General features: G+C 72.0%; 21 protein-coding genes. 11 read left to right on the forward strand and 10 right to left on the reverse strand.

The annotated features are described in order from the left end of the window. Positions 1 to 5: 5 nt before the first annotated feature. Genes uriT through DEJ22_RS01365 form a run of 3 tightly spaced genes read left to right on the forward strand, consistent with a single transcriptional unit; the run spans position 6 to position 3,242 of the window. Positions 6 to 1,415: a uridine transporter UriT gene (uriT, locus tag DEJ22_RS01355; RefSeq protein WP_111228491.1), complete on the forward strand. Its 1,410-nt coding sequence runs from the start codon at positions 6 to 8 to the stop codon at positions 1,413 to 1,415. Beyond that, positions 1,412 to 2,269, forward strand: a complete 858-nt coding sequence (locus tag DEJ22_RS01360) for a ribokinase (RefSeq protein WP_111228492.1) — start codon at positions 1,412 to 1,414, stop codon at positions 2,267 to 2,269. The genes uriT and DEJ22_RS01360 overlap by 4 nt, the downstream gene beginning before the upstream one ends. A gap of 31 nt (positions 2,270 to 2,300) precedes the next feature. Then, positions 2,301 to 3,242, forward strand: coding sequence for a Ppx/GppA family phosphatase (locus DEJ22_RS01365; RefSeq protein ID WP_111228493.1), 942 nt, complete (start codon positions 2,301 to 2,303; stop codon positions 3,240 to 3,242). Here the strand turns inward: DEJ22_RS01365 and DEJ22_RS01370 are convergent. Then, positions 3,239 to 3,853, reverse strand: a complete 615-nt coding sequence (locus tag DEJ22_RS01370) for a putative antibiotic biosynthesis monooxygenase (protein ID WP_111228494.1) — start codon at positions 3,851 to 3,853, stop codon at positions 3,239 to 3,241. The genes DEJ22_RS01365 and DEJ22_RS01370 overlap by 4 nt on opposite strands. Positions 3,854 to 3,910: 57 nt before the next feature. On the opposite strand from DEJ22_RS01370, the gene DEJ22_RS01375 reads away from it, so the two are divergent. Both DEJ22_RS01375 and DEJ22_RS01380 read left to right on the forward strand, forming a co-directional pair. Then, positions 3,911 to 4,429, forward strand: a complete 519-nt coding sequence (locus DEJ22_RS01375; protein WP_111228495.1) for a DUF6328 family protein — start codon at positions 3,911 to 3,913, stop codon at positions 4,427 to 4,429. Between the two features lie 83 nt (positions 4,430 to 4,512). Continuing rightward, positions 4,513 to 4,998, forward strand: a complete 486-nt coding sequence (locus DEJ22_RS01380; RefSeq protein ID WP_111228496.1) for a hypothetical protein — start codon at positions 4,513 to 4,515, stop codon at positions 4,996 to 4,998. 55 nt (positions 4,999 to 5,053) lie between these two features. On the opposite strand, the gene DEJ22_RS01385 is transcribed toward DEJ22_RS01380, so the two are convergent. Both DEJ22_RS01385 and DEJ22_RS01390 read right to left on the reverse strand, forming a co-directional pair. Then, on the reverse strand, positions 5,054 to 6,043 hold the full coding sequence (locus DEJ22_RS01385) for a signal peptidase I (RefSeq protein WP_111228497.1): 990 nt from the start codon (positions 6,041 to 6,043) through the stop codon (positions 5,054 to 5,056). Positions 6,044 to 6,065: 22 nt separating this feature from the next. Further along, on the reverse strand, positions 6,066 to 6,668 hold the full coding sequence (locus tag DEJ22_RS01390) for a hypothetical protein (RefSeq protein ID WP_111228498.1): 603 nt from the start codon (positions 6,666 to 6,668) through the stop codon (positions 6,066 to 6,068). A gap of 113 nt (positions 6,669 to 6,781) precedes the next feature. Here DEJ22_RS01390 and DEJ22_RS01395 point away from each other — a divergent pair, with 113 nt between their 5' ends. Beyond that, complete coding sequence (locus DEJ22_RS01395) at positions 6,782 to 7,264, forward strand: MarR family winged helix-turn-helix transcriptional regulator (RefSeq protein ID WP_111228499.1); 483 nt, start codon at positions 6,782 to 6,784, stop codon at positions 7,262 to 7,264. 15 nt (positions 7,265 to 7,279) lie between these two features. Here DEJ22_RS01395 and ku read toward each other — a convergent pair whose 3' ends face one another. Next, positions 7,280 to 8,290, reverse strand: a complete 1,011-nt coding sequence (ku, locus tag DEJ22_RS01400) for a non-homologous end joining protein Ku (protein WP_111228500.1) — start codon at positions 8,288 to 8,290, stop codon at positions 7,280 to 7,282. 105 nt (positions 8,291 to 8,395) lie between these two features. Between ku and DEJ22_RS01405 the strand changes: the two genes are divergently transcribed. The 4 genes from DEJ22_RS01405 to DEJ22_RS01420 all read left to right on the forward strand — a co-directional run bounded on the left by DEJ22_RS01405 (position 8,396) and on the right by DEJ22_RS01420 (position 12,842). Further along, positions 8,396 to 8,947 carry a hypothetical protein gene (locus DEJ22_RS01405; RefSeq protein ID WP_111228501.1) on the forward strand — a complete coding sequence of 184 codons (552 nt, stop codon included), beginning with the start codon at positions 8,396 to 8,398 and terminating at the stop codon, positions 8,945 to 8,947. A 130-nt stretch (positions 8,948 to 9,077) separates the two neighbouring features. Continuing rightward, the gene (locus tag DEJ22_RS01410; RefSeq protein WP_111228502.1) at positions 9,078 to 9,968 is read left to right on the forward strand and encodes an SDR family oxidoreductase; all 891 of its coding nucleotides are present in this window, start codon (positions 9,078 to 9,080) and stop codon (positions 9,966 to 9,968) included. Further along, positions 9,965 to 12,511, forward strand: coding sequence for an ATP-dependent DNA ligase (locus DEJ22_RS01415; RefSeq protein WP_111228503.1), 2,547 nt, complete (start codon positions 9,965 to 9,967; stop codon positions 12,509 to 12,511). The genes DEJ22_RS01410 and DEJ22_RS01415 overlap by 4 nt, the downstream gene beginning before the upstream one ends. 136 nt (positions 12,512 to 12,647) lie before the next feature. After that, positions 12,648 to 12,842, forward strand: coding sequence for a hypothetical protein (locus DEJ22_RS01420; protein ID WP_111228504.1), 195 nt, complete (start codon positions 12,648 to 12,650; stop codon positions 12,840 to 12,842). Positions 12,843 to 12,998: 156 nt separating this feature from the next. On the opposite strand, the gene DEJ22_RS01425 is transcribed toward DEJ22_RS01420, so the two are convergent. From DEJ22_RS01425 to DEJ22_RS01450, 6 genes are all read right to left on the reverse strand, one after another. Beyond that, positions 12,999 to 13,172: a hypothetical protein gene (locus tag DEJ22_RS01425; protein ID WP_181430994.1), complete on the reverse strand. Its 174-nt coding sequence runs from the start codon at positions 13,170 to 13,172 to the stop codon at positions 12,999 to 13,001. A gap of 10 nt (positions 13,173 to 13,182) precedes the next feature. Then, entirely contained in the window at positions 13,183 to 14,166 is a 984-nt protein-coding gene (locus tag DEJ22_RS01430; protein ID WP_181430995.1) for a sugar phosphate isomerase/epimerase family protein, read from the reverse strand. Positions 14,167 to 14,406: 240 nt separating this feature from the next. Then, complete coding sequence (locus DEJ22_RS01435) at positions 14,407 to 15,090, reverse strand: fumarylacetoacetate hydrolase family protein (RefSeq protein ID WP_111228506.1); 684 nt, start codon at positions 15,088 to 15,090, stop codon at positions 14,407 to 14,409. Between the two features lie 17 nt (positions 15,091 to 15,107). Continuing rightward, positions 15,108 to 15,323 (reverse strand): hypothetical protein, encoded by a 216-nt coding sequence (locus tag DEJ22_RS01440; protein ID WP_111228507.1) that lies wholly within the window; start codon positions 15,321 to 15,323, stop codon positions 15,108 to 15,110. After that, positions 15,310 to 15,654: a hypothetical protein gene (locus DEJ22_RS01445; RefSeq protein ID WP_111228508.1), complete on the reverse strand. Its 345-nt coding sequence runs from the start codon at positions 15,652 to 15,654 to the stop codon at positions 15,310 to 15,312. The genes DEJ22_RS01440 and DEJ22_RS01445 overlap by 14 nt, the downstream gene beginning before the upstream one ends. A 102-nt stretch (positions 15,655 to 15,756) precedes the next feature. After that, a complete protein-coding gene (locus tag DEJ22_RS01450; RefSeq protein ID WP_111228509.1) occupies positions 15,757 to 18,228 on the reverse strand; it encodes a phosphoketolase family protein in 2,472 nt (823 codons plus the stop codon). Between the two features lie 205 nt (positions 18,229 to 18,433). Here DEJ22_RS01450 and DEJ22_RS01455 point away from each other — a divergent pair, with 205 nt between their 5' ends. After that, positions 18,434 to 19,117 carry an ABC transporter substrate-binding protein gene (locus DEJ22_RS01455; protein ID WP_111228560.1) on the forward strand — a complete coding sequence of 228 codons (684 nt, stop codon included), beginning with the start codon at positions 18,434 to 18,436 and terminating at the stop codon, positions 19,115 to 19,117. The last annotated feature ends 77 nt before the right edge of the window (positions 19,118 to 19,194 follow it).

Consider the following 19,194-nt stretch of genomic DNA (forward strand, 5'->3'; position numbering starts at 1 on the left):
GCGCCGTGACCACCACCTCGACGACGAAGTCGACCGCTGCCCTCACCGCCGCCCTGCTCGCTGCGTGCGTCGCGTTCCAGCTGAACGCGAGCATGCTCAGCCCCGCACTCGCGACGATGGCGGACGAACTCCGCACCGACGACGCGACGATCGGGCTCTCGCAGACGCTGTTCTTCACGATCGCGGCCCTGTTCTCGCTGTTCCTGCCCCGGCTGTCCGACATCGTGGGCCGCAAGCGCGTCCTGCTCGGCATGCTCCTCGTGATGCTCGTCGGCAGCGCCGTCGCTGCCCTCGCCGTGAACGTGCCGATGCTGTTCGTCGGCCGGATGATCCAGGGCGTCACCGGCCCGGTCGTGCCCATCGGCCTGCTCATCCTGCGCAACGAGATCGCCGACCCGAAGCGCTACGGCGCCGCACTCGGCCTGCTCACCGCGGTGAACGGCGGCATCGCCGGGGTGGACGCCCTGGCCGGCGGCTGGATCGCGACGCACTTCGGGTTCCGCGGCATCTTCTGGGTGATCGTCGTCGTCACGGCCGTCGCCGCGCTCATGGTCGCCCGCTGGGGCGTCGAGTCCCGACCCTCCGCCGGCACGCGCATGGACTGGTGGGGCGTGCTCCCGCTGGTCGTCAGCGTCGGCGCGCTGCTCACCGCGTTCAACGAGGCCGGCAAGCTCGCCGCGGCCGACTGGGCACTCGTCGTCGTCGCGATCGTCCTGGCGGTCGTCACGTTCGGGGTGTTCTGGGCGATCGAGTCGCGGGTCCGCGAGCCGCTCGTCGAGACCCGGTACCTCAAGCGCCGCGGGACCTGGGCGCTGCTCGTCACGACCCTGCTCACCATGACGGGGGTCTTCGCCGTCGTGAACGGCCTGGTCACGAGCCTGGCCCAGAACGACGAGGTCGGCTTCGGGATGGAGCCGGACGTCGCCTCGCTCGCGTTCCTCGTGCCCTACGCGCTCGTCGGGTGGGTCGTCGGGCCGTTCTCCGGACGCCTCGCGCCGACGCTCGGCTACCGCGCCGTGCTCCGCGTCGGCCTGGTCGGCAGCATCGTCGCGACGCTCGTCATGGCGTTCGTCGGCGTCCACTCGCTGCCCGTGCTCGTCGCCGCCACCGTGCTCATCGGCATCACCTACGCGGGCATCGCGAACATCGTGCTGAACGGGCTCGGCATCGTGCTCTCGCCGGACTCGAACCCCGGCTTCCTGCCGGGCCTCAACGCGGGCGCGTTCAACCTCGGCGCGGGCATCAGCTTCGCGGTGCTGCCGGCGCTCCAGACCGCACTCGGCACCGGCGGGTCCGCAGGCACCGCCGGCTACTCCGGTGGGATGCTGCTCGGTGCCGTGATCACCTGCGCGGCCCTCGCCACCTCCTTCCTCATCCCGCGCCCGGCCTCGGCCGAGACAGGAGCCACCGCATGAGCGGCATCGTCGTCGTGGGCAGCCTCAACGCGGACCTGGTGGTCCGCACGGAGCGCTTCCCGAAGCCCGGGGAGACCCTGCACGGGTCGGACCTCGCGATCCTGCCCGGCGGCAAGTCCGCCAACCAGGCGGTGGCAGCCGGGAGGCTCGGGGGCACCGTGCGCATGATCGGTGCGGTGGGCGACGACGGGAACGGTGCACTGCTGCGCGAGTCCGTCGCATCGGCCGGCGCCGACACGACGCACGTCGCGGTCCGGCAGGGGGTCGCCACCGGGACGGCCGTCATCACGGTCGACGCCGCGGGCGAGAACACCATCGTGATCTCGGGCGGTGCGAACGCGACCCTCACGCCGGAGGACCTGCCCGCCCGGGCCTTCGACGGTGCCGGCGTGCTCGGGCTCTGCCTCGAGGTCTCGATCGACGTCGTGCTCGCCGCCGCGCGGGCCGGCCGTGCTGCCGGAGCAACGGTGCTCACGAACCTGTCGCCGTTCGGGAGCGTGCCGCAGGAACTCCTCGACCTGACCGACGTGCTGCTGGTGAACGAGCACGAGGCCGCCGAGCTCGGGGACCACGGGGTCGCCCGCTCGATCGTGACCCGTGGCGGCGCGGGGTGCACGGTGCACGACGGGGACGCCGACCCGGTCGACGTCGACGCCGTGCGGGTCGAGCCCGTCGACACCACCGGCTGCGGTGACGCCTTCATGGGGGCTGTGGCCCTCCGGCTCGACGCCGGGGACTCCCTGGTGGACGCTGCGCGCTTCGCCGTCGGGGTCGGTGCGTACGCCGCGACGAAGCCGGGCGCGCAGGCCTCGTACCCGACCACGTCGGAGCTGGAGTCGTTCCTGCGGGCCTAGCCCCGCGCCTCCCGGCCGCTAGCGTTGTGGCATGCGCGTGGGAGTCCTCGACATCGGGTCCAACACCGGCCACCTGCTCGTGGTGGACGCCCACGGCGGGGCTGCCCCGCTGCCGGCGTCGTCGTTCAAGCAGCCGCTGCGGCTCGCCGAGCACCTCGACGACTCGGGCGCGGTGACGCCCGCGGGTGTCGACGCCCTCACGACCTTCGTGGCCGACGCCGTCCGCGTCGCCGAGGAGCGCGGGTGCGAGGACATGCTCGGTTTCGCGACCTCGGCCGTCCGTGACGCCGTCAACTCGGACGCGGTGCTCGCGCACGTCGAGGAGCGCACCGGCGTCGAGCTCGCCGTGCTGTCCGGCGAGGACGAGGCGCGTCTGACCTTCCTGGCCGTCCGCCGGTGGTTCGGGTGGTCGGCCGGGCGGCTCGCGGTGTTCGACATCGGCGGTGGCTCGCTCGAGATCGCCGGCGGGGCGGACGAAGCGCCGGACGTCGCGTGGTCGATGCCGATCGGCGCCGCCCGTCTCGCCCGCACCTACTTCGCCGACGGGACCCCGAGCGAGGACGACGTGCGGCGGATCCGGCACGAGATCCGCGTCGCGATCGCCCGCGACGCCGGCCTGCTGCTCCGTGCGGGCAGGCCCGACCGTGCCGTGGCGACCTCGAAGACCTTCCGGTCGATCGCCCGCATCTGCGGGGCGGCGCCGTCGGCGGCCGGGCCGCTCGTCCCGCGGTCCCTCGACGGTGCCGAGCTGCGACGGCTGCTGCCGTCGCTGCTGACGAAGTCCGTCGACGAGCTCTCGGCGCTGCCCGGCGTCTCGTCGAGCCGCGCCCACCAGGTGGTGCCCGGCGCGCTGGTCGCCGAGGCGTGCCTGGACATCTTCGACCTGCCGGCGCTGGAGATCTGCCCGTGGGCCCTGCGGGAGGGCGTGATCCTGGAACGGCTCGACCAGCTGTCGGTGCTCGGAACCCCCTAGCGCTGCCGGGCGGCCCGCGGGGGAGCGAGCAGCCACGGGCGGATCAGCGTCGTCACGAAGGGCAGGACCCAGAAGGTCATGATCGGCGTGAGCACGAGCGTCGTGATCAGCACGCGGGGCAGCACGGGCAGGTGTCCGAACGCCGGGACGAGCCAGCCGACCAGGTACGTGAACACGAGGTTCACGGGGAAGAACCCGAGCCAGATGCTCACCGCCTGCTTCCAGCGGGGCGGGGCACTCGACGCGGGGGCGTCCTGCGGGGCGTCGAACCAGCCCTCGATGCCGGTGCGCTTCTCGACGCGGGACTCCACCACGAGGTCGCGCCCCTGGTCGAGCCAGCGGAGCCGGTCGTCGGAGTTCTCCCACGTGGCGAGCTGCTCGTGGTCGGCGAACCGGTAGAGCATGTGCCACTCGCGACTGGTGGCGTGGGAGCGGACCCACCCGGAGCCGAGGAACCCCGGGTAGCGGTTCGCCAGGTTGACGCCGGACTGCACCCAGGCGGTGGCGTCGGGGATGCGGTCGGGCTCGACCAGGCGGGTGATGGACACGGTGACGGGCGGGCCTGCGGTCACGGATGACGACTGCAGGCTCCCTGGCTCTTGTGGAGTCATGCGGACAGTCTCGCGGAGTCGTGTTTCCGGCTCGTGACGGCGCAGTAGGTTCAGCACATGAGCGACGTCAGCGGTGCACCACAGGACACCGAGCGCGGTCGGCACGAGACCCCGACCGAGCGGTGGGACCGGAACTGGTCGGACATCCAGCAGGAGCTCCGGATCGTGCAGACCGGGACGCAGATCCTGGCCGGGTTCCTGCTGACGCTCCCGTTCCAGCAGCGCTTCACGATGCTCACTGCGGGCGAGGAGGTCGTCTACCTCGTGCTGGTGGTCCTCGCGGTCGTGATCACGGTCGTCGCGCTGTCGGCCGTCTCCGCCCACCGGCTGGTGTTCCGGCAGCGGCAGAAGCACGACCTGGTCCGGGCCGGGAACGTGCTGCTCATCGCCGCCCTGGCCGCGAGTGCCCTGCTGTTCTCCGGCACGGTCCTGTTCGTGTTCGACGTGGTCATCGGGGACGTCGGCGGCGTCGTCGGCGGTGCCGTGGTGTTCATCGGGACGGCGGCGCTGTGGGTCTCGATCCCGCTCGCGCTCCGGCGGAGCTCGCGCGACACCCGGGACCGCCCCCGGGGCTGAGTGAGTCCTCGGTCGGCCCCCACCGCGACCGGAGGAAGCCGGTCCACGATGGCGCGGAAGACCACCACGGGAAGGACGAGCACGTGTCGACCACAGGACCCTCCGTCACCCTGACCCTCGGCCGTCCGGTCCACGCGCAGGCACTGTCCTACACCGCGATGTACCGGGCGAAGCCGTTCCGCGAAGCCCTCCTGGTGTACCGGGAGGGCGGGACGTACACGATCCTGTCGCCCGGTGAGGACCACCACGGGTGCTGGGTCTCGGCGACGACCCCGCTCGACCCGCCGCGCCACGTCTCGTTCATGTCGTGGCCCTCGGCCGACTGGGACCGGGACGTCGCGGCGCACACGCTCGTCTTCGCGCCCGACACCGGTGCCTTCACGCAGGAGCTGCGCCTGCCGGGGGAGTCCGTGCCGCGGGCGCAGCACGGCTTCGCGGTGTCCGTGGCGGACCCGGGGTCGATCGACACCACCGAGGGGTGGGCCGTGCTGCGCGGCCGCCACCGCGACGCCTTCGCACGCGTGCGGGCGCTCGCGGTCGGGAGCGCCGGGGCCTCGTCGGACGGGTAGGGCCGGACCCCTCCGGCTCCGCCGACGGGCTGTGGCGGGCGTCAGCGGGTGCTCGTCAGGGAGCGCAGCTCGTGCGACCGAACCCGAGGAAGCGCACGGTGACCACCCGCACCGACTCGGTCGACGTGGCGGTCCAGGTGCTCGTGAGGTCGGTGCGGATGCTGACCGTCGAGGTCCGCCAGGTGAAGAGGTCCCACGAGCCCACCGTGGTGCTCCGGGCGTCCGCGGGGCGCTGTGCGACCTCCTGCCCGTCGACGAGGACCGTGAAGCGTTCGGGTGCGGTACCGGCGTACCCCCACCCGATCGACACCGTTCCGTCGCTGTTCGTCGCGCAGGTCAGCGCGGAGACCGGCAACGCCGTCGCGGTCGCGAGGGTGCTCGTGGCCGACGGGGTCGTCGCGGTGAACGCGGCCGCTGCTGCCGGAGCGGGGAGTGCCAGTGCTCCTGCCACGCACACGGCGGTGACGGCCACGGCGGTGGAGACGCGCGGGCGACGTCGGCGGGCGCGGTGGCGCGCACGACGGATTGCCGGTGCCGTCGACGGGTGGCTCCCGGAGACCGCAGGGGTGACGGCGAGGAGCGTGACGGCGAGGACCGCTGCGCCGAGCCCCGTCAGGGAGGCGGTGTCACCCGCGGCTGCCCAGGTGATCGGCGTGCCGACGAGGGGCACCCGCAGGTAGCCGACGCCCTCGACGGCGGAGCGGGTGATCGGGGTGGAGTCGGCGTGCGGGTTCGCGTCGCCCTTCGTGGTCAGCGTGCCGTCGCCGTGGAGCGCGTCGAACCGGTGCAGGCGCAGGACACCTGCGTGGTCCGGGTCGTCGAACAGCAGCACCTGTCCCCGGTGCAGGTCGCGCGGGTCGACGGGCTTGCTGACCACGACGTCGCCGACGTGCAAGGAGGGCTCCATGGAGCCGGTCATCACGGTGGTGCTGTGCCAGCCGATGAGCATCGGAGCGGCTGCCCAGAAGAGCATGCCGAACACCGTTGCGACCACCCCGCGGGCGGCAAGCACCACCGTGAACCGGATCCACGACGTCGAACGCACGGTCGACTCCTCCTGACCGGGTCTAGGAGTTCTGTGCTTCCCAGGTGAAGCCGAGGCTCGCGCTGGCACCCATCAAGGACGCCGGGGCGTCCGGCGAGACGGTGTAGGCGATCTGGTACGTCCGCGTCTCGGCCTTGTCGCCGGTGGGCTTCCAGGTGCCGACACCCGTGGCGTAGTTCGTACGGGTGGTGGCGAAGGTCGCGAGCGAGCCGTCGTAGAGGGTGCCGTCCGCGCCCGCGGCCGCGGTGAAACCGGTGCAGGTGCCGTACCCGCCGCCGGTGCCCTGCGTCACCCGCAGCGTCACGTACGAGCCGAGCGACTTCGTCTGCTGCACGTTGGTGGCGTAGAGCTTCACCGCGCTCGGCAGCGATCCGCTCGACGTGACCGCGATGCAGTTCGTCCCGGTCGAGCCGGGCTTGAGGTTCGATGCGGAGAACAGCGCTCCGTTCGCGGCGTCGTTGCTCAGCGAGACCGAACCCATGGACCAGTTGTTGGCGTCGTCGGAGGACGTCGCGGAGAAGGCCGAGTAGGACGCGGTCGACACCGCGACGCCGCCGGCGACGAGTGCGGCCGGGATCACGGCGAGGGTGGCGATACGGGAGAGGGCGCGGGTCGGGAGACGCAAGGCGGGTCCAATCGGTTCGAGTTCGCTCGAAATTCGAGCTAGCCAGGACCATACGCCTCGAATTATGAGTGTGTCAACAATCGTGCAAAACGGAATCCGTCTAGAGTGTCCTCGTGCCTGGACTGCCCACGGGGAACCTCGGAGACGACGACCGCTCGCTCGATGACGCGGTGGCGGCGTTCTACGCGGCACAGGTGGAGCACTCCCACCTGATCCAGCACCTGGCGGTGCTGAACGACCTCAACGCGGTGGACCTGCGCGCGCTGCAGTTCCTCGGCGCGACGGACGAGGACCGGACCCCGAAGGAGCTCGGCGGGTACCTGGAGATGGGCACCGGTGCCGTCACGGCGCTCCTCGACCGGTTGGCCCGACGGGGGTTCCTCGACCGGGTCCGGAACCCGGACGACCGACGGAGCGTGCGGATCGAGCTCACCGTCGACGGGTTCGCGGTGGTCGGCGCCCTCAGGTCGGCCTACCGGCGAGCGCTCCAGCGGTCCCTGCCGCGGGAGAGCGTCGAGGTGTTCATCACGTTCACGGAGCGCATGGCGGAGGCGTTCCGGGAGCCGATCGCCGACGAGGTCGACGGGTCGGACTGACCCGCTGCCAGCAGGTCAGCTGGCCTGCTTCTTCGCGGAGGTCTTCTTCGCCGGGGCCTTCTTCGCGGGGGCCTTCTTCGCGGGGGCCTTCTTCGCCCGGGCCTTCTCCGCGGGGGCCTTCTCCGCCGTCGCGTCCCCGTCGTCGTCCGTACCAGCGGACCCCGACGACGACCGGGAGCCGGACGCCGGACGCGACCCCGAGCCTCCCGACCGTGACGACGAGCCGGACCGCGACGACCGGTTCTTGTCGACGGACGCCCGCAGGGCGGCCATCAGGTCGATGACGTCACCGCCCTCGCCGTCCTCGTCGTCGTCGGAGCGCTCGCCGAAGGTGTCCGACGTGTCGACGTCGTCACCGGCCTCGAGCTTCGCGTCGATGAGCTGCTGCAGCTCCTCCTGGTACGAGTCGGTGTAGCGGTCCGGGTCGAAGTCGGTGGACATGCTCTCGACGAGCGACGACGACATCTTCAGCTCGTTCGCGCTGACCTTCACCGAGGCGTCGAGCGACTTGAAGTCGGCGGCCCGCACCTCGTCGCCCCACAGGAGTCCCTGCAGCAGGATGACGTCGTCGTTGACGCGGAGCACCCCGAGGCGGGTCTTCTGCCGCAGCGTGAACTGCACGATCGCGAGACGGTCGGTCTTCGCGAGCGTCTCGCGGAGCAGCACGTACGCCTTGGGGGACCGGGAGTCCGGTTCGAGGTAGTACGACTTCTCGAACATCATCGGGTCGACCTGCTCGACGGGCACGAACTCGAGGACCTCGATCTCGTGCGACTGCTCCTCGGGCAGCTGCTTGAAGTCGTCGGCGGTGAGGACGACCGTCTTGTCACCGTCGTCGTAGGCCCGCTGGATGTCGGCGTACTCGACCTCGTGGCCGAACTCGCACACGCGCTTGTAGCGGATGCGGCCCTTGTCCTCGTCGTGGACCTGGTGCAGGGACACGTCGTGGGTCTCGGTCGCCGCGTAGACCTTGATCGGCACGTTGACGAGCCCGAACGCGATGGAGCCCTTCCAGATCGACCTCATGGGCACATGATGCCCGCGCCGCCGCGGACGGGCCCTCAGTTCTGGGTGGATCGGCAGGTCGGGTCGGCAGGTGCGCTCTGCGGCGGAGGGCGTAGCCTGCGGTCCATGACGGGGGAAGCGGGGACGACGACGGATCGGACGAGCGGGGAGTGGGCGCCTGACGACGACCGGATCGACGCGGTGGGCTGGTGGCAGCTCGTCGCGCTGGCGGTCGCTGGAGCTGTCGCGCCGACGCTGTACTTCGTGCTGCGACCGGGTCCGGTCCCGTGGGTCGCGATCGTCGTGCTCGGTCTCGCGCTCGCGGTCGTGCTCCCCGGAGTGCAGGTCTGGTCCTGGTCGCGGAAGGGCGGTCGGGCCGCGCTCGTGGCGACCCGGAGGTGGGTGGACGAGGGGCGCGTGCCCTCCGAGGTCCCGGACGCCGTCTGGCGCCCTCGCGTGCAGCGGTGGGTGGCGGATGCACGGCAGCGCCGGAACAGCGGATGGTCGTTCGTCGGGTTGGCCGCCCTGTGGGCGATCCTCGCGGCGACGGGGACGATCGGCGACTGGGGCGTCGCGGTGGTCTGGGCTGCACTGGGGGTCGGCACCCTGCTGCAGGGCCGCGTCGACCGGCGCGGAGCTGAGCAGTTGCTCGCCGCGCCCGTCCGCGACGGGGTCTGACGACCGCTGCGCTCCTCGCTCGGACGGACCGTCGGTCGTGCGCTCCTGCACAGTGGGATCGTCGGGACCTCCTGTCCACGGAGCTACCGCTCCTGAGCCGCCCGCGCACCTCGGCGAGCAGCATGGGGCCATGAGCCAGCTCGACAAGCAGGATCCGCGTTCGCAGTACGCCCGGCCGCCGTTCCCGCCGCAGACCCAGCAGGGGTCGGGGCTGGCCAGCGCGATGGACCCTGCGCCGGACCACGGCGAGACGACCTACCTCGGCACGGGACGGATGCCCGGCTACCGGGTGCTCGTGACCGGGGCCGACTCGGGGATCGGTCGCGCTGCCGCCGTCGCGATGGCGAAGGAGGGCGCAGACGTCGCACTGAACGCCCTGCCCGAGGAACGCGAGGACCTCGAGCACGTCCGCGACGTCGTCGGTGACCTCGGGCGCAGAGCCGTCCTGCTGCCGGGCGACCTGACCGACGAACGCTTCTGCGAGACGCTCGTGCGTGACGCGGTCAGCGAACTCGGCGGACTCGACGCCCTCGTCCTGGTCGCCGGACACCAGCAGGTGCACGAGGACGTCACCCAGCAGTCGACCGAGGACTTCGACCGCACCCTGAAGGTCAACCTGTACTCGTTGTTCTGGCTCGTCCGCGCCGCCGTTCCGCACATGGCTCCGGGCAGCGCGATCGTCACCACCAGCTCGGTGTCCGCGTACCAGCCACAGGACCGGATGATCGACTACGCGGCGACGAAGTCCGCCATCATCACCTACACGAACGGGCTCGCCCGGCAGCTCGCGGCGAAGGGCATCCGTGCGAACACCGTGGTGCCGGGGCCGGTCTGGACGCCGTTGCAGCCGATCAGCTACCCCGGGGACGAGATCGCCGCCTACGGGCAGGACACCCCGTTCGGCAGACCGGCGCAACCGGTCGAGCTCGGCAGCGCGTACGTGTACCTGGCCGGCCCGGAGTCGTCCTACACGTCCGGCAGCACCCTGACCGTGGCGGGAGCGACCGGGGTCGCGCTGTGAGCCCCGTCGCCCGGAAGACGACCGTCACGGTCGGTGACCATCGGATCGCCCTGACGAACACCGACAAGGTGCTCTACCCCGCCACCGGGACGACCAAGGGTCAGGTCATCGCCTACTACGAGCGGGTCGCGCCGTGGATGATCCCGCACGTCAAGGACCGACCGGTGACCCGGAAGCGCTGGGCGAACGGCGTCGAGGGCAAGGTCTTCTTCGAGAAGAACCTGCCCGATTCGGCGCCCGAATGGGTCCGCCACCACACGATCGCGCACAAGGAGCACGACACCGAGTACCCCATCGTCGACGACGTGCCCACCCTGGTGTGGATGGCGCAGCAGGCGGCGCTCGAGCTGCACGTGCCGCAGTGGCGCTTCGGCCCGCGCGGGGCGCAGCAGCACCCCGACCGGCTCGTGCTCGACCTCGACCCGGGCGAGGGCGTCGGGCTGCCGGAGTGCGTCGAGGTGGCGCTCGCCGCCAGGGAGCTCCTGCACGGCATGGGGCTCGACCCGTACCCGGTGACCTCCGGGTCGAAGGGCATCCACCTGTACGCAGCCCTCGACGGCCGCGCCACGACGGCGCAGGTCAGCGACGTCGCGCACGAGCTCGCGAAGGCGCTGGAGCAGGACCTGCCGGACCTGGTCCTGTCGTCGATGAGCCGGGCCGAGCGTCGGGGCAAGGTGTTCGTCGACTGGTCGCAGAACAACGGCAACAAGACGACGATCGCGCCGTACTCGCTCCGCGGCCGTGACCGGCCGACGGTCGCCGCACCCCGCACGTGGGACGAGCTCGGGGACCGCGGCCTCGCGCAGCTCACCCTGGACGAGGTGCTGGACCGCCTGGAGGCGCACGGCGACCTCCTGCACCCGGTCGCCTCCGCCTCGTTGGCCGTGGGCCGGGGCGACCACGGTCACTGGGACAGCGACCGGACCCAGCGCGTGAACGCGGCGGAGCAACCGGGCCGCGACCGCCTCGCGGCCTACCGTGCGAAGCGCGACGCGTCGCGGACGCCGGAGCCCGTCCCCGCGGACGCCCCGACGGTGCGGCGTGACGGCACGCCGACCTTCGTGATCCAGGAGCACCACGCCACCCGCGACCACTACGACTTCCGTTTGGAGCACGAGGGTGTGCTCGTCAGCTGGGCGCTGCCGAAGGGCGAACCGACGGATCCGGGGAAGAACCACCTCGCGGTGCAGACCGAGGACCACCCGCTCGAGTACGGGTCGTTCGAGGGGACGATCCCCAAGGCCGAGTACGGCGGCGGCACCGTGACGATCTGGGACGACGGCACGTACGAGCTCGAGAAGTGGCGGGACGGCGAAGAGGTCATCGTCACGCTGCACGGTCGGGCCAACGGTGTCCGTCGACTCGCGCTGCTGCACACGCGTGGGCGCGGGAAGGGGCGCGAGGGCGACGAGAAGAACTGGCTGATCCACCGCACCAAGGAGCAGCCAGACCGGCTGGCGGACGGGGGTGACGGGACCGGGGCGGGTCGCGCCTCCCGGTCGTCCGCAGGGCCGTCCGCCGGGCCGTCCTCCGGAGACCGCGACTCGAAGCGGCGGATCGAAGCCGCGGCCACGTCGGACACAGCTCCCGTCGATCGCCGCACGATGCAGGCGACGCTCGCGACCGGCACCCAGCGGCTCGACCCGGCGGACTGGGCGTTCGAGATGAAGTGGGACGGCATCCGGGCCCTGGCGGCAGTCCGCGACGGACGGGTGACACTGCGGAGCCGGAACGACAACGACCTGACGGCGCAGTACCCGGAGCTCCAGGAGCTCGGCGAGCGGGCCGGGGTCGACGGCGTGTACGACGGCGAGATCGTGGCACTGGACGACCGGGGACGACCGTCGTTCCAGCTGCTCCAGGACCGGATGGGCCTGACGAAGTCGCGCGAGGTCGAGGCCGCACGAGCACGGACCCCGGTGCGGTTGCTCCTCTTCGACGTGCTCGAGGCCGACGGACACGACCTCACGCGGCTCGGGTACACGGCGAGGCGTCAGGCGCTCACGACAGTCGTCGATCCCGGTGGTGCCGTGGACGTGCCACCGGCCGTCGACGGCGACCTCGACCGCGCGGTGGCGGAGTCGAAGGCGCGGCGGCTCGAGGGGGTCGTCGCGAAGAAGCGGTCGTCGCGCTACGCCGAGGGACGGCGTTCCGAGGCATGGCTGAAGATCAAGCACCACGCGGCACAGGAGGTCGTGGTCGGCGGGTGGAAGCCGGGCAACGGTCGGAGGGCCGGGGGCATCGGGTCCCTGCTCCTCGGGGTGCCCGGGCCCGACGGGCTCGAGTACGTCGGCAAGGTCGGGACCGGGTTCCGCGACCGTGACCTCGACGAGATCGCCAGCGTGCTCGGCGCGCTGGAACAGGAGACCACACCGTTCGTCGACGTGCCGCGCCCGGATGCCCGCGACGCGCACTGGGTCGCACCGGAACGGGTCGGCGAGGTCGAGTTCGCCGAGTGGACCACCGACGGGCGGCTCCGGCAGCCCTCGTGGCGGGGCTGGCGGCCTGACAAGGACCCGGAGGACGTCGTCCGCGAATCCTGACGATGCACGCGCATGGTGTCCGCCGGTCGCGAACTTCCGTCCCCCGTTCCCCGGCGCCGCGGGGGACGATCGGGTGCGAGCGGTGTCGCCAGGGTCGCTGCGCTGTTACGGTCGCCGCGACGGGAAGGGGTCCGACATGGTCCCAGGGAACTACCTGCCGCCCTACACGGCGGACGAGCGGGCGTCGATCGCAGGGGACGACGTCGTTGCCGGTGCGGGCACCGGCACGGAGAGCAGCGCGCCCAGCGGCGTGGGCGTCGTCGCTGGCCAGGACGAGGTGACGTACGCGGACTTCCTCGGCGACCAGGTGCCGGACGACCTCGACGACTGAGCCCCGCGGCGACTGCTTCCCTCGACGACTGAGCCCCGCGGCGACTGCGTCCCGCGACGACGGATCCCGCGTGACGTGACAGACCGCCCGGGAGCGCTGCTCCCGGGCGGTCCGCCACGTCTGTCGGTCCCCGTCCACGGGGGTCCGGGTCGGTCGTCAGGCAGCCGGAGCGGGTCCGTCCGCGGGTGCCCCGTGGTCGGCGGCCGGCAGGTCCTCGTCGATGAGCTCCTCCTGCTCGGGCAGGTCGACCTCGGCCGCGGCGGCCTTGGCCTCGTCGATGGACTCCTGCGAACGCCGGAGGAGGTCGTCGTCAGCTGCGTGATCCGTCATGCGACCGACGCTACGCCGGTGCGCCTGTGCCCGCGTCGCGGCGCCGGTCCCGTGCCGGCGGTGTCGTCGGTGGTCGGTGTGCGGTGTCACCGGGCTCGAAGTCGACCGCGGACGCCGGGGCAGGCGTGGTCGGCATGGCGGGGGCAGCCGGCTCGTCGACGGCGTCCGCTGCGTCGAGCACCGCCCGGGTGGCGGCCGCGGCGGTGCGGAGCGCGTCGGCGAGGGGCATCGCCCGGTGCGCCGCCGTGCGGACCTCGACGCCCCACGGCTCGTCGAAGCCCAGTCCCCGGAGCACGCCGACGAGACCGGGCAGGTCCCACGCGCCGGAGCCCGGCAGGTGCCGTGCGGTGCGGGACTCCTCGGCGAGGGTGAGCCCCGACGGCGTGTGGAGCAGGCCGTCGCTGAGCTCGACCGCGGCGAGGACACCGGGGGCGACACCGTGGGCGATCGAGGCGAGGGTCGAGCCGCCGCGGAGAGCGTGCATCGCGTCGAGCAGGAGCCCGCCGTTCGGGTGGCCCGCAGCGCTGACGAACCGCGACGCGCGCTCGACCGTCGGCAGGTTCGACCAGGGTTCGGGTTCGAGCACGAGCTGTGCACCGACCTGCTCCGCCCGCGTCGCGAGGTCCACCCAGTCGGTGGTCAACGCCGCCGCTGAGACGGGGAACACCCGTGCGTCGGCGCGGACGACGACCTGCCATGCACCGAGGGTCGCGGCGGCCTCGAGCACCACGCCGCGGTCGGCCTCGTCATCCGTCGAGCGGCCGTCGTGCGACCACCAGCGGTCGAGCGGCCCGAGCTGGACCCAGACGATCCCCGCGCGGTCGAGCGCGCGACGCAGCGCCGCGAAGCCGGAGGTCGCCCGCACCTCGTGGAGGTCGTCGAGCGACAACGACAGCCCGGCGAACCCGGCGTCCGCGACGGCCCCGACCCGTTCCGCGATCGGCTCGTCGCCCGCCCAGGTCCAGGACGTCGCGAGCAGGTCGTGTTCCTGCACGGCGCACCTCCTCGGTCCCGACACGAGTGGCCCCCGGCGCACTCGTCGTCGAGCGGCTCCGTCGTGTCGCGGTGATCTGGCGTCGATGCTCCCCCGACGTCACCGACGGGTCTACGCCTGCGGTCTGCGCGTGCTCCCAGCGGGCGCGTGCTCCCCGGGGTGTGTGCTCCGGCGCGCGTGGTCGCCGTGGACCGCGCTGCGCGCGTGGTCGTCGTGGACCGCGCGGGTGCGCGTGGCACGTCAGACGATGCGGGTGTGCACCGTCCCGACGCCGGCGATCGACCCGTCGAGCACGTCGCCGCGCTGCAGGGGACCGACGCCGTCCGGCGTCCCCGTGAGCAGCAGGTCGCCCGGGGCGAGGGCGACCCACCGGGAGAGCTCGGCGATCGTCTCCGCGACCGACCAGATCTGGTCCGCGAGGTCACCGGACTGCCGCAGGTCGCCGTCCACCCGGAGCTCCACGGCGCCGGACGTCGGGTCGACCCCTGCTGCCGGCACCAGCGTCCCGATCGGCGCCGACGCGTCGAACCCCTTCGCCAGGTCCCACGGTCGGCCCAGCCGCTTGGCCTCGGCCTGCAGGTCGCGCCGGGTGAGGTCGAGCCCGACCCCGTACCCCCAGACCAGGCCGAGGGCATCCGTCACCGACAGGTCGTGCCCGCTCCGTCCGAGCGCGACGACGAGTTCGACCTCGTGCTCGAGCTGGTCGGTGCCGGGCGGGTACGCGGTGTCGGCGGCATCGGTGACCAGCGCACTCGACGGCTTCGTGAAGAAGAACGGCGGCTCGCGGTCCGGATCGTGGCCCATCTCGCGGGCGTGCGCGGCGTAGTTCCGGCCGACGCAGTAGACGCGCCGCACGGGGAACCGGCCGCCGACCGACGTCGGGAGGGTCGGTCGGTCCGGGGCGGGGATGACGAGGTCCTGCACGTGCCCAGCCTGGCACGTCAGCCCTCGGTGCTCGCCGTCTCGTGCTCCGAGGCTCGGCGACGGGCGCGCTCCTGACGCTCCCGCCACTCCTGGCGGAGGTCCTCGAGCAACTCCAGCCGCCCCTCCGGCTCCACGAGCGGGCCGTAGTGCGGGTCCGCGAGCAGGTTCTCGACAGCGCGCTCGACCCTGGCGAGCCGCCGCTTGAACAGGTCGTCGGGCTCATCGGTGATCATCTGGTTCGTCCTCCTTCGTCGGTCCGCGTTCTCTGAGGCGCCGTCGTTCCGCCTGCTCGAGTTCCGTCAGGACCCATTCGTCGTCCGGGGTGACCCACGAGCGGGTCGTCAGCGCGTACGTCATGAGCGCCGCCGCATCGTGGTCGTCCGGGTCTCGTGAGAGCGCCCGCTCCACCACCCACGTCCAACGCTGCCACCAGAGGTCCCGGTGCACCGAGAACTCTGTGTTTCGCCGCGTCCTCCGCCCCTCGATCAGGGTCACGACGACGCTCGCGGCCGCCACCGCGGCCCCGACCAGCGCGACCACCGCGCTCACCAACCCGACGTCCATGCCCCGAGCGTGACAGCACAGGACCGGCCACGCGGCGGGCGTGACCGGTCCTGTGGAGGGGGAGCCGTGCCTCCCGGCTGTGCAGGAGGGACGGGGCGGGCGTCAGTTCCCGGGTGCCGCCCCTTCGGTCTCACCGGCACCCGGGTCGCCCCCGGTGCCGCCGTCGGTCGGCTCGTCCTGCGGCCAGCCCTGGAACTCCCACCCGGACAGCGACGGGTGGTCCTCGCCCCGGGTGTAGGCGAACGTCCGCGCGGCTTCCCGCGCCTCGGTGAGCTTGGTGAGCAGGTCTGCGTGTGCCGAGGCGTCGACCCGCGACAGCGCGTCGTGCGCCAGCGCGAAGCGGTCCATGTCGTTCCGCATGAGCATGTCGAACGGCGAGGTGGTGGTGCCCTGCTCGAGGAAGCCGTGCACGTGCAGGTCGTCGTGCCCGTGGCGCCGGTACGTCAGCTGGTGCACGAGCGACGGGTACCCGTGGAACGCGAAGACGGTCGGCGTCCCGGGCAGGAAGACCTCGTCGTAGCGTTCGTCGCTGACGGGGTGCTCGTGCTTGCGTGGGTCGCCGAGCGACAGCAGGTCGACCACGTTGACGAAGCGGACGCCGACCTCGGGCGCGTGCTTCCGGATGATGTCCGCCGCCGCGATCGCCTCGACCGTCGGCACGTCGCCGGCGCTCGCGAGCAGGACGTCGGCGCGGCCCACCGTCTGCTCGGTACCGGCCCAGTCCCACACGCCGAGGCCCGCTGCGGCGTGTGCGACGGCGTCCTCGATCGACAGGAACACGGGTTCGGGGTGCTTGCCCGCGACGATGACCTCGATGCGGTCGGTCGTCTCGAACGCGTGGGCGGCGACGGCGAGCAGGGTGTTCGCGTCGGCCGGGAGCTTGATGCGGACGAGGTCCTGCTGCTTCGACGCGACGACGTCGAGGAACCCGGGGTCCTGGTGCGAGAACCCGTTGTGGTCCTGCCGCCACACGTGCGACGACAGCAGGATCGACAGGTTCGACACCGGGGCCCGCCAGTCGATGTCGGTGGAGGACTCCAGCCACTTGGCGTACTGGCCGACCATCGAGTCGATGATGTGGGCGAACGCCTCGTACGTGTTGAGGAGGCCGTGGCGGCCGGTCAGCACGTAGCCCTCGAGCAGACCCTCGAGCAGGTGCTCGGACAGCACCTCGATCACCCGCCCGCGGGCACCGAGGTGCTCGTCGCCGGGGCCGCGGCGGGCACGCCACACGCGCGAGGTGACGTCGAAGACGGCGTCGAGCTTGTTCGAGATCGTCTCGTCGGGGCCGAACAGGCGGAAGCTCTCGGCGTTCCGCGAGGTCAGCTCGGCGAGCCAGGGGCCGAGCGTCGCGGTCGCGCTGGCGTCCTCGCCGACGGGCACGGCGTACGGCTCGAGCGGGGGCCGGTCGAGCGCGGTCCGGATCCGTCCACCGTTGGCGTGGGGCGTCGCGCTCATGCGGTGCTCGCCCTGCGGACGGATCGTCGTGAGGATCCCGGTCGGCTGCCCGTCGGCGTCGAAGAGCTCGTCCGGACGGTAGGAGCGCATCCACTCCTCGAGCTGCTCACGGTGTCCGGCGTCCTCGCGCACGGCCGGCAGCGGGACCTGGTGGGCGCGGAAGGTGCCCTCGACGCGCTCGCCGTCGACCTCCTGCGGGCCGGTCCAGCCCTTCGGGGTACGGAGCACGATCATGGGCCAGCGAGGACGCAGGTCGGCTGCGCCTGCCGGCTGTCCCGCTGCGGCTCGCTGTGCCTGCGCACGTGCAGCGGCCTGGATGTCGTCGATCGCGGCGAGTGCGCGGCGGAGTGCGCCGTCGAACAACGCGTGCACCGCGAAGGGATCGTGGTCGACGCGTGCGGAGTCGACGACGATCGGGTCGTAGCCGAGGCCGCGGAAGTACGCGGTGAGGTCCTCGTCGGGGATGCGCGCGAGGACGGTCGGGTTCGCGATCTTCCACCCGTTCAGGTTGAGGATCGGCAGCACGGCACCGTCGGACACCGGGTCGAGGAAGGTGTGCGCCTGCCAGGAGCCGGACAGGGGGCCGGTCTCGGCCTCGCCGTCACCGACCACGCACGCCACGACCAGGTCCGGGTTGTCGAGCGCCGCGCCGTACGCGTGCGCCAGGGAGTATCCGAGTTCGCCGCCCTCGTTGATCGAGCCGGGTGTCTCCGGGGCCGCGTGCGACGGGATGCCGCCGGGGAACGAGAACTGCCGGAAGAACTTCCGCAGGCCCTCGGGGTCCGGCGTGATCTCCGGGTACAGCTCGCCCCAGGTCCCCTCGAGCCAGGCGTTCGCGTTCATCGCGGGCCCACCGTGGCCGGGGCCGCAGACGTAGAGGAGGTCGCGGTCGGTCTCGGCGATGAGCGCGTTGCAGTGCGCGTAGACGAGGTTGAGCGCCGGGGAGGTGCCCCAGTGCCCGAGCAGGCGCGGCTTGACGTCGTCCGGGTCGATGGGGCGGGTGAGCAGCGGGTTGTCGAGGAGGTAGATCTGCCCGACCGTCAGGTAGTTCGCGGCGCGCCACCAGGCGTCGATCGCCCGGATCCGGTCGGTGCTCGGGATGTGTGCGGGGGCCATGCCCCCACGCTACGGAGGAGGGGCCAGCAGTTCCCCAGGAACATCTTCCAAACCGATCGGGCGAGGGTGTCGAATCCCTTGCATCAACCGGGAAACACCCGGAGCGCTCACCAGCCGCAGGTAGCTGGTTCTCCACCCCTGTACGGGGTGTGTTCGGCGCGCACACAGGGAATCGCGCCGAGCGCGACAACGGAAGGAACCCATCATGCGCAAGTCCATGAAGACCTCGATCACCCTCGCCACCACCGGCGCCCTCGTCCTGGGTGGCGCCGCGTTCGGCATCAGCTCCGCGAACGCTGCGACCCCGAACGTGCAGACGGTGTCGTCGTCGTCGGAGTCGAAGATCCCCGCCCCGGTCGCTTCGGTCCCCGAGGTCAAGGGTGGCAACACCGCCGTCGCGCTCGACAAGGGCTTCACCGACGCCCTGACCTCCCTGGGTCTGACCCCGGGTGTGTCCGGCAACGCCAAGCTCGAGGACGGTTCGGTGTCGTTCCCGATCACCGCTGGCTCGGTGACGTACTGGAGCCCGGACGGCGACTACCGCCCCTACGTGCAGGGCCTGCTGAACCACGACGACTCGGGTCTGACCCTGAAGGCCGGTGACACCACGGTGACGCTGGAGAACTTCGTCGTGAACCCGGGCTCGTCCAAGCTCTACGGTGACGTCCTGGTCAACGGTGAGGTCGCCGCGTCGAACGCGTACCTGTTCGAGCTCTGGGGTGGCACGCTCAAGCCGCTCCAGCTCGAGGGTGACAACGCGGTCCTGACCGGCACCACCGTCCACATCAGCCAGGACGCAGCCGACCTGCTGAACAAGACCTTCAGCACGGACGCCGTCAAGCGCGGCATGCTCGTCGGCACCGCCACCATCACCGCCCAGATCAAGTAACACCCCCGCGGCACTCCACCGCACCACGACGCGAAGGCGCCGCCCCCTCACCACGGGGACGGCGCCTTCCGCCGTGT

This window comes from Curtobacterium sp. MCSS17_007, from assembly GCF_003234175.2.
Lineage (GTDB): Bacteria > Actinomycetota > Actinomycetes > Actinomycetales > Microbacteriaceae > Curtobacterium.

What these genes read in the sequence shown, in the direction of transcription:
- DEJ22_RS01450 (WP_111228509.1), bottom strand. Translation starts at nt 18,228, where the DNA reads ATGGCCCCCGCACACATCCCGAGCACCGACCGGATCCGGGCGATCGAC.
- DEJ22_RS01375 (WP_111228495.1), top strand. Translation starts at nt 3,911, where the DNA reads ATGAGCGACGTCAGCGGTGCACCACAGGACACCGAGCGCGGTCGGCAC.
- DEJ22_RS01425 (WP_181430994.1), bottom strand. Translation starts at nt 13,172, where the DNA reads ATGACGGATCACGCAGCTGACGACGACCTCCTCCGGCGTTCGCAGGAG.
- DEJ22_RS01405 (WP_111228501.1), top strand. Translation starts at nt 8,396, where the DNA reads ATGACGGGGGAAGCGGGGACGACGACGGATCGGACGAGCGGGGAGTGG.
- ku (WP_111228500.1), bottom strand. Translation starts at nt 8,290, where the DNA reads ATGAGGTCGATCTGGAAGGGCTCCATCGCGTTCGGGCTCGTCAACGTG.
- DEJ22_RS01445 (WP_111228508.1), bottom strand. Translation starts at nt 15,654, where the DNA reads ATGGACGTCGGGTTGGTGAGCGCGGTGGTCGCGCTGGTCGGGGCCGCG.
- DEJ22_RS01365 (WP_111228493.1), top strand. Translation starts at nt 2,301, where the DNA reads ATGCGCGTGGGAGTCCTCGACATCGGGTCCAACACCGGCCACCTGCTC.
- DEJ22_RS01440 (WP_111228507.1), bottom strand. Translation starts at nt 15,323, where the DNA reads ATGATCACCGATGAGCCCGACGACCTGTTCAAGCGGCGGCTCGCCAGG.
- DEJ22_RS01370 (WP_111228494.1), bottom strand. Translation starts at nt 3,853, where the DNA reads ATGACTCCACAAGAGCCAGGGAGCCTGCAGTCGTCATCCGTGACCGCA.
- DEJ22_RS01420 (WP_111228504.1), top strand. Translation starts at nt 12,648, where the DNA reads ATGGTCCCAGGGAACTACCTGCCGCCCTACACGGCGGACGAGCGGGCG.
- DEJ22_RS01360 (WP_111228492.1), top strand. Translation starts at nt 1,412, where the DNA reads ATGAGCGGCATCGTCGTCGTGGGCAGCCTCAACGCGGACCTGGTGGTC.
- DEJ22_RS01455 (WP_111228560.1), top strand. Translation starts at nt 18,434, where the DNA reads ATGCGCAAGTCCATGAAGACCTCGATCACCCTCGCCACCACCGGCGCC.
- DEJ22_RS01410 (WP_111228502.1), top strand. Translation starts at nt 9,078, where the DNA reads ATGAGCCAGCTCGACAAGCAGGATCCGCGTTCGCAGTACGCCCGGCCG.